Raw genomic sequence first — 13,792 nt, 5'->3', positions numbered from 1 at the left:
CGGCGAGTGCATCGGCAACAACGGGCACGGGAGGACCGGATCATACCCCCGTACGCCGGTACTGCACGGCCTGTGCGACGTGGCTGACAGCCAGCACCGCCTGGCCGTCCAGATCCGCGATCGTGCGGGCCACCCGAAGCGCCCGGTGCATGGCACGGGCCGAGCCCGTCAGACGCCGCATGGCCTGATGCAGCAGCGCCTGCGCGTCGGCATCCATGACGCAGAATTCGTCCAGTTCCGCCCCGGCCAGCGCGGCGTTGATCTTGCCCTGCCGGGCAAGCTGGCGCTCGCGGCAGCGGATCACGCGCTCCCGGACGGCCTGAGACGATTCGCCCGGCGGCGTGGTCATCCAGGCGGGATCGGAAGGCGGCAAGGCCACGTGCAGGTCGATCCGGTCCAGCAGCGGCCCCGATATCTTGCCCGCGTAGCGCGCCACCTGATCCGGCGTGCAGGCGCACGCGCGCGCCGGATGCCCCCGCCAGCCGCAAGGACAGGGGTTCATCGCGGCGACCAGTTGGAAACGGGCCGGAAACTGCGCGGCGTGCAGCGCCCGGGAGATGACCACCCTGCCCGCCTCCAGCGGCTCGCGCAGCGCCTCGAGCGAGCGGCGGCTGAATTCGGGAAGTTCGTCAACCCTTATGTTCTGTCAATAGCTTGCGGCAACATCTAACACGTTGATTTTATAAGTCAAACAGTTGCGGCTAAGCACTGCGAGTAGCCGCAACATAAAAACCCCGACGTCAGTGCGCGCCCGATCGTGTGGAGGACAGTTGGACCGAAACGGTCAAATGCCTACTGTAGCGAAGACCCGTGGGATGACCACCCAACAAGCTCATCGCTCTTCACTCTCCCCTAAAGCGCAAGAGGACAAGGGCCAGCACCCAAAAGGAGGTCAGTTAGCTTAGACGTAAATCGTATATAGACGACGAGGCTCTCAAATTGGGGAACGGTGCCAAGACGGAACAATGCCTCGTTGTGCATGCCCTCTCAGGCTACGAGATCACTCCACCGTTTCAAAAAGGTGCTTAAAGCCATGATCGGTGCCAAAAACCACCTCGTTCAGCAATTGAAATTTCTCATCAGGAAGATCCGAAGCCGCCAGGACGTCTGTATGTAAAACAGTTTGCATCGTTAAATCGGAGCGGGTCCAAATGGGCACTACTGCCGTAAAGCACGTCGCAAAAGAAACACCGAGATGCTTCTTGTTCGCAGCCTCGACCGTGCGTCCGTAATCGCCAAGAAATAGTTTCAGTGCTCGCTTTACCTCGTGCAGTGCCTCATCACGTGTATTGACTTCCCACTTCACCTTTTCAACGATGAAGCTGGAAACGTCGATATAGATCAGTCCTACCACCCGCTCATCGACCTTCTTGACTGCCTGCGACAGTTGATTGGCCGCCTCGTTAATGCGCGCGTTGAGCTTGTTTTCAGACGATAGCCGCTTGCACTCTATGCGCACGGTGTGGCCATTGCGTCGAGCAACCACGTCAGTCTTCTCCTCAAAGTCGATATCGTAGCCCGCTAGTTGAAACCGGGCAGCTATTAACAACTCGAAGAGATAGTTGCGCGATGCGCCAGCCTCCCCAGGCTCGGGAACATCTTGACCCGCGACGACATGGGACAGCTTCTCAATGAACATCGGGTGCCGAACGTCCTTAAAGCATCTGTACACGATATATATATCGACGGATTCCCTGTATGCGAGACTCAAATCTCGAAACAGCTGATTGCCTCCATCGTGCAAGGTGTCGGGACGGTTGCGAAAGAAATTCTTAATAATTTTGTCATAGCGCGCATAGCGCGAGTTCGCGGCAGGAAGCCCCAAGGAAACCAGCCAAGAAATAATTCCTGGCAACTGCCTCACGATGAAATCGCCATTTATTTCAAGCTTCGACATCTTGCTAATCCCTTCGCAATATAAGGTGGGCTATTGGTCAAACACATTTGAAGTCATGTCCAGTGCGACATTCGCTCCTGAACGAAATCAATAAATCGTTGGGTCTTGGCGGGCTGGAGGCGAGTCTCCGTAAACGCATCGACTGGTTGTGGCCTTCCATGCCAATCATGCAAGACACTTGTCGAAGCCGGCCCGCATCGAGGTCGTCAGCAACCGCGGCTCGTGGCAGCAGAATCAGGCCCTGATCGAGCGTAGCAAGTCTCCGAAGCATCCCAATCACATAACGGCCGCCAATCTTCTGCTCGGTCGATTCGGCACGGGAAAGTTCCTTGCCGCCGCCAGCAATGAGTCAACCATGCTGCGACTGTTCGCCGTACTCCCCGAAATGGACAAAGCCTGGCGACCTTGGAATACATTAGCATCAGAATGCATACGGGTTACGGGCCAATCACGCGAGCAGAGAGAGAGGTTCCATGGCAGACGAAGACAGTTTGATCGTTCCATTATCGAGGCGCGCCTTCGATCTGTATGCCATGTCATTGCCTTTCGGCCCCAACTACGGGGACGCCCAATTTATCACCGCGTTCAAGCTCGAACGAGGTGGCGCGGTCGGCGCCGTCTTTGGAACTCCGGACGGCATGTTCGTCGCCCTGACGATGCGCCGAAGGGTCGACCACCGTTTTGTGGTGACGAGCGAAGTGGACTGCATCCCGACGCTCGCCCAAGCGGTGGCGCGGGTAAGCGAGGACATGAAGCTTGGCCAGCCAGCTGAACCGCTGAAGCCCGGAGAGCGCCGCCGCCCCAATCTGTTGGACCTGGACCGGCGAACGCCTTGCGCTGCATTCCAGCTCCTGGCTGGCGGCCCCATCAGGTGGGCCGCCATGAACACGGTAATGGAGCTCTACCTGGCGATGCCGAAGCCGGATGCGAACTTCGCGTCGGACATGCAAACGGTGAACTTCGACTCACGCCTCTGGGAGCTGTACTTGTTCGCCTGCTTCCGAGAAATGGGGATTGAAGTCTCCCAGGACGTTCCGTCGCCGGACTTCAAGCTCGTAGCCGGACCACTTTCGGCCTACGTTGAGGCCGTCACCGCCAACCCCACCGAAGCGCGCGATGGCAGCCTACCAGCGCTGAAGCATGCTCCGGCCGACAAGACAGAACGCCTGGCCGGGGACGCCGCAGCAAGGTTTGCCAAGACGCTTCGCTCGAAGATTCAGAAGGACTATCACGTCCTGCGGCACGTGCGAGGCCTGCCCTTTGCGCTGGCACTGGCGGACTTCCATGGCGGGAGCACGATGGTCTGGAGCAGAGAGGCGCTGCCAACCTACCTCTACGGCAAGTTGCCGGTGGTCAACGAAAGCGAGAACGGACGATACGCAGTCGACGAGCCCATCGACAAGCTCAAGGGGCATGACATCAAGGCAGGACTGTTCAACGAACCGGAGATGCGCAACCTGTCGGCCATCATGTTCAGCAATGCTTGCACGATGGCCAAGTTCAACAGGATGGGCGTTCTGGCGGGCCTGGGAGTACCAGGTGTGAAGCTGCGTCGCAAAGGCATCCTTTATGACCGGACGTCCGGTGCCCTCGAACCCATCGACTTCGACATGGATGTCCAATCCGAGGAGTACCAGGCCCTCTGGCCTTGGGGCGAGGCCTGGTGCGTTGAGTTGGAGATCTATCACAACCCAGGCGCAACACACCCGTTCCCGTTCGACCTGCTGCCCGGAGCAACCCACTGGTTCGAGTGCGATGGCGAAGTCGTGTGCAAAACCATGTGGGAGCACACGGTCCTTGCCTCAACGACCATCATTTTGGCGCCCGAGGAGATGCTGCGCTGGCCGGCGAAGGTAAGCAGAGAATGCACATGAGGCTAGTTCGTCCCGAGCGTCAGGTTGTGACAGGCGCCTATTCCAACCAGAAGTCATTCTGCGTCCGTACGTGAATGGCTGGGACCAGCCTACAACGACCATCGCTTGATGTACTTGCGATTGCCGCTCTTGGCCGGGAGCCGTCTATGACGCCCGACCGCTCCCGACCCAAAGCGGCCCTTCGAAACTTGTCATGTCGAGCGTCCCAGTTTCTAGACAGCTTCAAGGCGTTGTGGTGTCGACAAACGACGGTCCGCATAGCCGAACAGGGGGCTTTCAAACGTAATGGTCATCCGAGAGCACCTATAGCCAGACAAGCAGCGTGAAGACTTGGTAACCTTCTGATACTTTCCAAGGGAGGAAACGCCGTGTCCTTGCTACAAGAAATTCAGAAGGAATCCAACGGGGCGCTGTTTCGGCGCGCGGACCTTCACATCCATTCGTTCGGGCCCGAAGGTTCCTACGATGTTACGGATGCACAGATGACGCCCGAAGCTATCGTGGACACGTCTATCGCAGAGCGGCTCGACGTTATTGCCATCACAGATCACAACCAGATCGGGAACGTTCGGTCGGCGCTGAATTACGCTCAGGGCAAAAACCTACTTGTCGTGCCCGGCGTCGAACTGTCCACGCCCCAGGGACACCTACTTGTCTACTTTGAAACTGCTGACCAGCTACAACGCTTCTATGGCAAGCTGACGATCTCGGATGACCGGAAGGTTTGCCACAACACCGTCCCGCAGTGCCTGCACTTTGCGGCCGAATTCAACGGCTTCGGCATTTGCGCGCACATTGAACTGGATAGCGGCCTCGAGAAGGCGGCTCCGAAATTCGATGCATTCAAGCAGGCAGTTTTCAACTGCCCCAACCTGCTGGGCTTGGAGATTGCCAACGCATCTAACAGCGCGATGTTCTCCCACGACGATGCCGACCCAAACCGAAGGAACTGCGCCGTCGCACGATGCGCGGCACTCGGTCTTGAGGAAGGGGTAGACTTGGCGAAGGTAATGTCGTCAGATGCGCACACACTCAACGCGCTCGGCCGCAACGCCAGCGGCAACAGGAAGCTGACCAGGTTGAAGATGGAGGCTCTAACCTTCGCCTCGCTGCGGATCGCCCTCAAAGACGCGACCGCGCGTGTGCGACTCGAAGATCTTATCCCCGCATCCGTACCGAGGTTCGTGGGGATAAAGCTGGAAGGCGGTTTCCTCAAGAATCAGGTTGTGCATTTCAGCCCGAATCTGACCTGCGTCATCGGTGGGCGTGGGGCGGGGAAGTCAACGCTCCTAGAATCCCTTCGTGCGGCGTCTGGAAACGCCGCGGAAAGCTCGATCATTGACTCGGAGGTTTGGCCCGACGCCATCTCGCTCGTGTACGAGGACGAGGTGGGAGAACGCCATACGCTGACGCGCAATAAGCTTTGCGATGTGACGAATTCCGATCCGGAAGGACCGACGGCCGTTGCGATCGAAAGCTATGGACAAGGCGAAACGGCTGACACGATCCAACACTGCGACACCGACCCGTCCATCCTCCTCCGATTCCTGGACGGATTTATCGACTTTGGTGAGCTGCGCAAGCAAGACGAGTTGCTACGCGAGGCGATCCTAGCAAACCAGACGTTACTTGAGACTCTGCAGCAGAGCATCAACCAGATCGAGCCTACGGAAAAGGCCAAGGGGATCGCGGACACGCAGGTGGCGGCCCTGAAAAAGCAGAATGCAAGTGAGGTAGTGGAGCTGGAGGAGAAGCTGGCAAAGGAGCGGCGCTTCCGCGACGGTGTTGATTTGCAGGCAGAGTTGACCCACTTTTACGTTTGATTTGCATCTAATTCTGACCCACCTCGTGAACACTATCCTGCTCGGTACCCGTGCAGGAGACAGGAGTGATCGACGTGGCTCTTCTCAGCATTATTCGCCGTTGGCACTTGCGTGATCATGTCTCTTTACGAGAGATTGCCAAGCGACTTGGCATATCGCGCAACACGGTGCGACGCTATCTGCGCTCGGGCACCATTGAACCAACCTACAGCCGTGCGGCTGGGCCTACCGTTCTAGACGGCTATGCGGAGAAGCTCTCGGCATGGCTCAAGGCCGAGGCCAACCGCACACGCAAGCAGCGACGCTCGCTATTGCAGCTGCACCAGGATCTCTGCGCTCTAGGCTACACGGGCTCTTACGACCGTGTTGCCGCTTTCGCGCGACGATGGCGACAGGAACAACAGGAACGATCTCAGACTTCAGGACGGGGCACGTTCGTGCCATTGACGTTCGCACCAGGCGACGCCTTTCAGTTTGACTGGAGCGAGGACAGTGCGGTGATCAACGGCGAGCGCACCAAGCTCCAGATCGCGCAGTTCAAGCTTTGCCACAGTCGCGCCTTCTTCCTGCGCGCCTACTGGCTCCAGACGCATGAGATGCTGTTCGATGCGCACCATCACGCTTTTGTGGCGTGGGGAGGCATCCCGCGTCGAGGTATCTACGACAACATGAAGACCGCTGTGGATAGGGTCGGCCGCGGCAAGTCACGCGAGGTCAACGCCAGATTCTCCAGCATGGTCAGCCACTATTTGTTTGATGCGCAGTTCTGCAACCCCGCGTCAGGCTGGGAGAAGGGACAGATCGAGAAGAACGTGCAGGATAGCCGGAGGCGGATCTGGCAACGCCTGCCCCACTTTTCGAGCTTGGAAGCGCTTAACGACTGGTTGGCCGACGAGTGCGTCAGGCTGTGGCAACAGATACGCCATCCGGCATGTGACCAGAGCATCTGGCAGATATGGTCCGAGGAACGCCCATTTCTGATGCCTGTCGGCCAGCCGTTCGACGGCTTTGTGGAACACACCAAGCGCGTTTCCCCCACATGCTTGATCGCCTTCGAGCGTGACCGCTATAGCGTCCCCGCGTCCTACGCCAACCTGCCCGTGAGTTTGCGGGTCTATGCGGATCGCCTCGTTGTCGTCGCCGAAGGTCACGTCATCGCGCAGCATCCTCGCCACATCAACCGGCGCCATGACCGTGGTGCCACTTTCTACGACTGGCGGCATTATCTCGCCGTGCTGCAACGCAAGCCTGGCGCGCTGCGCAATGGGGCGCCGTTCACCGCGTTGCCGGAAGCATTTCGCCAACTTCAGGCACTGCTGCTGCCTCACGCTGGCGGGGATAGAGAGATGGTGGAGATCCTGTCGTTGGTCTTGTTGCATGACGAGCAACTGGTCCTCGCCGCAGTGACCTTAGCGCTGGAGGCCGGTACGCCATCGAAGCAAACCATTCTCAACATCTTGAGCCGACTGCTCGACGGCACACCGCTACCGCCGCTGACGGCGCCCCAAGCGCTCTCGCTCACAGTCGAACCCGAGGCGAACGTCGGCCGCTACGACACCCTCCGCACTCAGGAGCCACGTCATGCAGCATGAACTCATGATCGAGCGCTTGAAGGCGCTCAAGCTGCACGGTATGGCTCAAGCGCTCACCGACCTCGTGCAGCAAGACTCTCCGGCATACCAGAGCTGCTCTCCCATCTTGAGCCAGCTTCTACGGGCCGAGCTTACCGAGCGGGAGGTGCGATCTATTGCCTATCAGATGAAGGTGGCCAAGTTCCCAGCATATCGAGACTTACAAGGCTTTGACTTCGGATGCAGCGAGGTCAACGAAGCCCTCGTCCGGCAACTGCACCGCGGCGAGTTCATCGAACCCGCTCACAATGTCGTACTAGTTGGCGGCCCTGGCACCGGCAAGACGCATCTGGCGACGGCCTTCGCGGTTCACGCCATCGAACACCTGCGTCGCCGAGTTCGCTTCTTCTCCACGATCGAGTTGGTGAACACGTTGGAGCTCGAGAAGCAGGCCGGCAAAGCTGGACACCTCGCCCACCGGCTCATGCACTCGCACGTCGTGATCCTCGACGAACTCGGGTATCTGCCATTCAGCCAAGCCGGCGGCGCGCTGCTGTTCCACCTCATCAGCAAGCTCTACGAGCACACAAGCCTCATCATCACCACCAATCTCAGCTTCGCTGAATGGGCGAACATATTTGGGGACGCAAAAATGACGACTGCTTTGCTCGATCGACTCACCCACCATTGCCACATCGTCGAGACCGGCAACGATAGCTACCGATTCAAAAACAGCAGCACACAGCCCAAAAAGGAGCGTAAAACAGCCAAATCTGTAGCAACCCCGACCCAATCAAATTAGGGCTGGGTCAGTTTTCGATGCAAACGCTGGGTCAGTTTTCAGTGCAAACCAACACTCTCGCCGCATTGCCCGAAGCAGAATGTCATAGTCGAACGCGTGCTCCACACGGTGAAAGAACCCTGTGCGCCTACATCGCTTCAAGACCATCCGGCACGCCAGCCGTGATGTCGAGGACTGAATCCCCTTTTTTCCAACGACCAGCGCCCACGCCAGGGCACTGTATGGAGACACCGACAAAGGTATTTGCGTTAGCTGCTTATGACCTGAGCAGGTTCTGCTGGCTCAATACATTCTCGCCACCCAGGTTCAGCGCTGTTGCGACGCTACGAACGGCAGATTCAAAGAGGTCTATCTCGTCATCGCGGACAGCCGCAACTAAGCGCAGCGATTGCGCTGACCAATTGCAGCACACCGTTGCCCCGGTTCACCGCCGCGGCGGCGAAATCTCGCGCGGGTCAATTCCTTCAAAAGGCAAGCTCATACCGATATGTGCCCAATTCGAATTATTATATAAATAACCGCTGATCCACCCTTGCAACCCGCTTCTTTAGCGAGCTCGAGCACTAGTTGGACATCAGACCGGGGCGTAGCAGGGAAGCTTGCGTTGCCCAACGGTTCTCAATCTTGGGGATCAAATACCGGCCTCACTTTGTCACCCCTAATGTCTTGCAACGAAATACGCCTTGACCGATTACTGGTAACGATGTCCCATCTCGTCATCGATGCAGTCCGCGCAAGCATGCCGATATAGCCCCCTCCTTCTTATCGGACAATCTACGTCCCACGCCCACGATGACGCGGCGTGGACATGGCCGACACCGACCTCACGAGGGACATCAGGCTGTTGTTGACACCTCCGCAAGAAGCATCCAACCAATGTCGATCTGCATGCTGGCTGCGACGAGGAGTCCGCTTGGCTTACCGCCCAATTCGGCACATGAGGAAAGAGCGCGTCTTATCCAGGCAAGCGTAGACTAATGAAAATTCTAAAACGAAAGTAATTCAGACGTGGCTCACCCACGACAGCATCATTCCCGATCCATCTGTATAGTCAGCACTGTGTCGGGCCAGAACATACGACGCTTCAAAGCTCCTCCGTCGATTGATTCAAGAGGACCCTCGATGTATATATAAATAATAATAAGGGGAAATCGGCGATTGTGGCCGAACTTCAGCAGCGGTCAGATGGCGGCGCGGGGCTTGCCATCACTGAATAAGGGCCGAAAACAGATGCCGCAATTCTATGAAAGGCTGTCGCACCTTCTGATTGGAGCTAGAGACGTCACCCCTCCGAGTGAAATTTTCGAACAAGTGTCGAACTTTGCTCGAGAAATCGGATACAACTTCATATGCTACAAGCGAAAACGTCCTTATCCCTTAGGCCGGGGACGCTATGTCGTCTTCGACAATTTCCCCGAAAGCGTCAAGCACGTAATATCCGGGCGATTAGAGCGGTGGCCTGAAACGTGTGTAGAGATCGTTACGTGGAAAGAGACTGCGGATCCGCCCCATAGCGACTTTCTAGGCACTTGCGTGGCCGGATTTACCGTAAGCGTAATTGAAAACGCCGGTGTACATGCATCGTTTACCGGGCTAACTACAGCCACCGAAGCAGACCCGGCATCCTCAATTGATCGCATTGTCTTGCTCGCTCATATTTCTCACGCATTACTATCCGTGGCAGTCGAGAAGAGCGAGACAACGAGAGTCCAAAATCTAAGCGAACGAGAGAGGGAGGTGCTACGGTGGACAGGCGACGGGATGACCGCCGCAGACATCGCGGAAATACTGTCTTTATCGGAGAATACAGTAAATTTCCATCTAAAGGGCGTCAAGGCGAAACTTTCCAGTAAAACTAAGACGAGCGCGGTTGTCCAGGCAGCTCTGCTGGGCTTACTTCGATAAATACCGGAGTCCCCGTTAAGGTTACCTAAACCTGAACACGGACTCTGTCGCCGACAGAAATCAATTCAAATAGTTCTTCGATATCGCCGTTCGCCATCCGAATGCATCCGTGAGAGGCGGGCATCCCGAGGCACTCTTCCTCCGCAGTGCCATGTATATAGATGTACCGCCTCAACGTATCCACATCGCCGCCCCGGTTGACCCCTTTCTCCGATCCCTCTAGCCAAAGAATTCTAGTAAGAATCCAGTCCGCGTGTGGCGACTTTTCCTGCATCTCGGCCGTGAGCACATTTCCAGTGGCTCGGCGGCCTACAAATATTGACCGTTGGGGTAGCCCTGAACCAATCTTAAGTTTAACGCGAAGCTCACCACCAGGTGTCTGTAAACTATCGCGCACATTTCCGATACCTCGGGTAGCAGTCGAAATTCTGTAAGAGCGGCGCGTGCCACCCATTAAGCTAAGCGTCTGCGAAGGAACATCTACAAGAATCCAGGCTTGACCGGAGACATCTTTTTGTACCGTGGACAAAGGCGCCCCTACGCGTTCCGTTTGGCATTCCTTGTCGAGACCACTGTTCCGATGAGAATCACAGCTGTTGTCAAAAGCACGCATAGGAAAGTCATCCAAGAGAAGCTGATCGCTTGACTGAAGCTCTGAATTCCGAAAAAAATCAGCGGAGCCAAGCCAATTAAAAACGCTACCGTAGCGGGTTGCAGTCGCTGTATGCCCATTTGCAAAGAAAAAATTGGAATTAGATTTCCGACAATAGCCACAAAGAGGATGGCGGGCCAATACTCTGTAACCTGGATAACGAATTTTCTCTCGTCCACCAGAACGGCAGCCAAAACAATCAACAACAAAAATCGAATAGACATTATCTGGCCGGCATCGATCCTCGCGTCGTTAAGTTTTTTCGAAACCACATTGGTAAATGCCATTGCCACGCCGCACGCGCCGGACATAAAAATACCTATAGCGTATGCGTCCATGCCGACAACTCTCCCTCCAGAATACCCCCCCGCGACAGTTGTAGCAGTAACGGCAAGAGCCACCATTAGCGAAATAGAAACCAATATCTCGGAATAAGAAATTCTACAAACCCTACGTATGAATCGATCGACAACGATTGTCGAAAGAGGCAGAATCGAGTTTATAAACGCGGACGATAGCGCAGGCTCTATATGCTCCACCGCGACAAAAAAGGAACCCCAGCTTACCGCAGTCGTGATGTTAATAGCAACAACGTAAGGCCACATAGCGACGAGGGGTAAGTAGTTTTTCTTCGAACGCCTAACGGATACTGCAAAACACACGGTTCCAATGATTGAGAACACGCCTAACAGCACCACGGTTGTATCTGTATACTGAAGAAAGGAAGCTAAAAACACTGCGCTTATTGCCTGAAGAATGTTGAAAACCATCACCAACGCTATACCGATACATACGTTCATGTCGGTCCTCAAATTTGCTAGCAGTAGCCGTCTGCAAAAAGCTGCAGTACAGGAATAGGACGCTTCAAAATCTCATGCACAGGTCCGTTATGCTTCGGTAGGTAGCGAAATCAGTGCGACCAGCGAATCGGATGACCATCGTACGCCGCTTTGGACCTCTGACGCACGGCAGCAAAAGCCAACTCCCGCGAGCCACCCGCTTGGCATAGTGATATCTGCGCCTTCTAGAAGGAGGACAAGCTCTCTACCGTCCAAACCCTCGATACGCTGTCTGCCGGAGGCCGAAGCGGGGCGAAAAAACTCCATTCGCGCGTGGTCGAGACTTCTGCATACAACAAGCTCCTCGCAATCGGCTCGGCAAATCGTCGTATGCTCAGGCAACGGTTTGTACGCTGCGCTTCCTTCGTAACAGCTACCCGCCCGACCATATATGTCATGCAATCTGAGGAGATCATTCTTCGCTGGAGGCGTCTCAAGTTCGATAACAACCGCATCCCCTTCGGGGGCACCCGTTTGATGAAAAACCCCAGCGTCTATGCACAACACATCACCCACATTTCGGCGCACGGACCCGCCCAATGTTGCACACATTACAGCGCCACGAGCCACGACTAAGCAAGTTGACTTGTATTGATGACAATGCATCGATGTCATCTGCCCTTCACGTAAACTTAAAACCCATAAGGCGCTCGAGATACCCGAGTAGAGTAGATACTCCGAGCCCCAGGGCTTCATCACGGCGACATCTACATGTTCGTCTTGACTCGCAAGCTCTCCCGACGCTGACGACAGGATGTGATCGATATCCGAACTCGTACGGCGACATTGCAATATTCGATCTTCCGTTCTAACTGAACCAACTAGACCGTTTCGGAACATGAGATTACTCCCCTCAAGTATTCAAATGTGGTAGTCCTGATCTCGATGTACCGCTCGAATCGTTTCTGACATCCACGATCCAAGATGCTTGTAGTGAGGGGACGTAATAATCTTCCCATCAACGACCGCTGGTTGATTTATGTATGTTCCTCCGGCATTATTGATGTCATCTCGAATACTATAGTAACCAGAGATTGACCGGTCTCGGACCAAGCCCGCAGAAATCAGAAGCTGAGCTCCGTGGCATATGGCCGATATCACCAGCCCCCTTTGATGTGCTTCTCGTATGATGGCCAGTAGGCCCTCATCCTGGCGCATATACTCCATTGCCTTCGCGCCGCCCGGAATCACGAGGAGTTGATACTTCTCAATTTCCACATCGCAGAAGTCAAGATCAGGGGTAATTTTCATCCCAATACTTCCATACACCGTTTCCCGCCCACGTACGGCCACATCCACGGTAAAGCCAGCTTCAGGCAGACGGTAGTATGGATACACGAATTCATGATCCTGCACCGCCTTCCCAGCAACAATGAGCGCCTTCATCACGTAAGTCATATCAACTCCTTTTTTTGTTCAACAGATAACAGGGCCCCGCCTAGTTATTCAATTCCATGCAGTGCCGTGAGACAAAAGGATTCCCAACGTAATGCATGCTGTCGATACAAACCAATATATGCCCGCATGCTTTGTCAGGGTTGCGTACTCCCGACGAGGCTGAACTAACAAACGTGTGCAGGCTCCGATTACCCACACTCCACTCGCCACGACGACATAATTTACCCAAACTGGAATCGTCATCGCAGCGAGAGCAATACAGTAAAAAAAAGTACTTAAAAGAAACATACCGATTGCTATCAACGTGGCCGTTCTCAGACCGAGCACTTTGGAGTAGGTCATATAATCGGTCTCGTCTGACGGCACCCGGATTTTGTAGGCAAATTCGTATCCGCCGATCGTCAACCATAGTCCTAGCATTAGTGCTACCACCGGGGCTATATCAGGCCAACCGTATTCAGAGACGTATACGAAGAGCGTGTAAATCTCAATAGCAAGCACATTTGGCAAATGTGTAATATATATAAGAATGATGTTCGACTGCATAGCAGGGTAAAAAAACCACTTATATGCCAATGTAATGTACCCAAACCCCAGTGTCAGACCCACTGCAAGCATGGGATCAAAAAAAACCAAGTTAACTGCACATACGAGTATGGTCATACCCCATCGGAGCGCGCCAATGTCCGCTAACGTGACACGTCCGGTCACCAGAGGTCTGTTGACAAACCTCATGTCGCCCGCGCGTGCTAACTCCATGTCAGAGTCAGCGTCTTTATATTCGTCATAGACACGGATAAAGAGCCATAACAAGTGCACCGTGATTAACCCGGCTATGGCTCGCCACGAGAACATAATCGGGAAAAGACCCTCGATTGCTTGTATTCCACAATATATAACGCCGAAGTTCAGCGTGTTTATTGGGAGGCGTACGTGGAGAGGAAACATTTCCCCTAGATAATCGAGGAGTCTCCCGGCTCTTGTAGGTTTCGGCTGACGCAGTGAATGAATTGCCATATCTCTCTCCTTCG

At 55.2% G+C, this 13,792-nt stretch carries 10 protein-coding genes and 2 pseudogenes; 5 read left to right on the top strand and 7 right to left on the bottom strand.

Translation table 11 applies throughout. The annotated features are described in order from the left end of the window. Positions 1–40 precede the first annotated feature (40 nt). From CLM73_RS09655 to CLM73_RS29225, 3 genes and pseudogenes are all read right to left on the bottom strand, one after another. Positions 41–634, bottom strand: a pseudogene (locus CLM73_RS09655) (ATP-binding protein); the annotation flags it as partial. 366 nt (positions 635–1,000) lie between these two features. Beyond that, entirely contained in the window at positions 1,001–1,897 is an 897-nt protein-coding gene (locus CLM73_RS09650; protein WP_105238242.1) for a hypothetical protein, read from the bottom strand. 53 nt (positions 1,898–1,950) lie between these two features. Beyond that, a pseudogene (locus CLM73_RS29225) lies at positions 1,951–2,192 on the bottom strand (LysR substrate-binding domain-containing protein); the annotation flags it as partial. Between the two features lie 178 nt (positions 2,193–2,370). Here CLM73_RS29225 and CLM73_RS09640 point away from each other — a divergent pair. From CLM73_RS09640 to CLM73_RS29390, 5 genes are all read left to right on the top strand, one after another. Beyond that, positions 2,371–3,771 carry a hypothetical protein gene (locus tag CLM73_RS09640; RefSeq protein ID WP_105238241.1) on the top strand — a complete coding sequence of 467 codons (1,401 nt, stop codon included), beginning with the start codon at positions 2,371–2,373 and terminating at the stop codon, positions 3,769–3,771. Positions 3,772–4,139: 368 nt separating this feature from the next. Then, positions 4,140–5,594: a PHP domain-containing protein gene (locus CLM73_RS09635; RefSeq protein WP_158685845.1), complete on the top strand. Its 1,455-nt coding sequence runs from the start codon at positions 4,140–4,142 to the stop codon at positions 5,592–5,594. Positions 5,595–5,659: 65 nt separating this feature from the next. Beyond that, the gene (istA, locus tag CLM73_RS09630; RefSeq protein ID WP_034019062.1) at positions 5,660–7,186 is read left to right on the top strand and encodes an IS21 family transposase; all 1,527 of its coding nucleotides are present in this window, start codon (positions 5,660–5,662) and stop codon (positions 7,184–7,186) included. Further along, on the top strand, positions 7,176–7,967 hold the full coding sequence (gene istB, locus CLM73_RS09625) for an IS21-like element helper ATPase IstB (protein WP_034019065.1): 792 nt from the start codon (positions 7,176–7,178) through the stop codon (positions 7,965–7,967). Before istA ends, istB begins: the two co-directional genes overlap by 11 nt. A 1,185-nt stretch (positions 7,968–9,152) precedes the next feature. Next, positions 9,153–9,872, top strand: a complete 720-nt coding sequence (locus CLM73_RS29390) for a helix-turn-helix transcriptional regulator (RefSeq protein WP_105238239.1) — start codon at positions 9,153–9,155, stop codon at positions 9,870–9,872. A gap of 25 nt (positions 9,873–9,897) precedes the next feature. Here the strand turns inward: CLM73_RS29390 and CLM73_RS09615 are convergent, their stop codons facing one another. From CLM73_RS09615 to CLM73_RS09605, 4 genes are all read right to left on the bottom strand, one after another. Next, positions 9,898–10,326 carry a L,D-transpeptidase gene (locus tag CLM73_RS09615; RefSeq protein ID WP_234015889.1) on the bottom strand — a complete coding sequence of 143 codons (429 nt, stop codon included), beginning with the start codon at positions 10,324–10,326 and terminating at the stop codon, positions 9,898–9,900. Positions 10,327–10,409: 83 nt separating this feature from the next. After that, positions 10,410–11,324: an EamA family transporter gene (locus CLM73_RS28870; RefSeq protein WP_158685843.1), complete on the bottom strand. Its 915-nt coding sequence runs from the start codon at positions 11,322–11,324 to the stop codon at positions 10,410–10,412. Between the two features lie 900 nt (positions 11,325–12,224). Next, positions 12,225–12,761: a DJ-1/PfpI/YhbO family deglycase/protease gene (locus CLM73_RS09610; RefSeq protein WP_105238238.1), complete on the bottom strand. Its 537-nt coding sequence runs from the start codon at positions 12,759–12,761 to the stop codon at positions 12,225–12,227. Between the two features lie 48 nt (positions 12,762–12,809). Beyond that, complete coding sequence (locus tag CLM73_RS09605) at positions 12,810–13,778, bottom strand: hypothetical protein (RefSeq protein WP_158685842.1); 969 nt, start codon at positions 13,776–13,778, stop codon at positions 12,810–12,812. Positions 13,779–13,792 lie beyond the last annotated feature (14 nt).

Origin of the sequence: Achromobacter spanius, assembly GCF_002966795.1 — a bacterium.
GTDB classification, from domain to species: domain Bacteria; phylum Pseudomonadota; class Gammaproteobacteria; order Burkholderiales; family Burkholderiaceae_B; genus Achromobacter; species Achromobacter spanius_D.
Note: the sequence above shows the minus strand (reverse complement) of the source record. Positions and strands in the feature narration are given on the sequence as shown.

Coding starts and splice junctions, on each gene's coding strand:
- CLM73_RS09640 (WP_105238241.1), top strand. CDS start 2,371: ATGGCAGACGAAGACAGTTTGATCGTTCCATTATCGAGGCGCGCCTTC.
- CLM73_RS09615 (WP_234015889.1), bottom strand. CDS start 10,326: ATGGGTGGCACGCGCCGCTCTTACAGAATTTCGACTGCTACCCGAGGT.
- CLM73_RS09650 (WP_105238242.1), bottom strand. CDS start 1,897: ATGTCGAAGCTTGAAATAAATGGCGATTTCATCGTGAGGCAGTTGCCA.
- CLM73_RS29390 (WP_105238239.1), top strand. CDS start 9,153: ATGGCGGCGCGGGGCTTGCCATCACTGAATAAGGGCCGAAAACAGATG.
- CLM73_RS28870 (WP_158685843.1), bottom strand. CDS start 11,324: ATGAACGTATGTATCGGTATAGCGTTGGTGATGGTTTTCAACATTCTT.
- istB (WP_034019065.1), top strand. CDS start 7,176: ATGCAGCATGAACTCATGATCGAGCGCTTGAAGGCGCTCAAGCTGCAC.
- CLM73_RS09605 (WP_158685842.1), bottom strand. CDS start 13,778: ATGGCAATTCATTCACTGCGTCAGCCGAAACCTACAAGAGCCGGGAGA.
- CLM73_RS09610 (WP_105238238.1), bottom strand. CDS start 12,761: ATGACTTACGTGATGAAGGCGCTCATTGTTGCTGGGAAGGCGGTGCAG.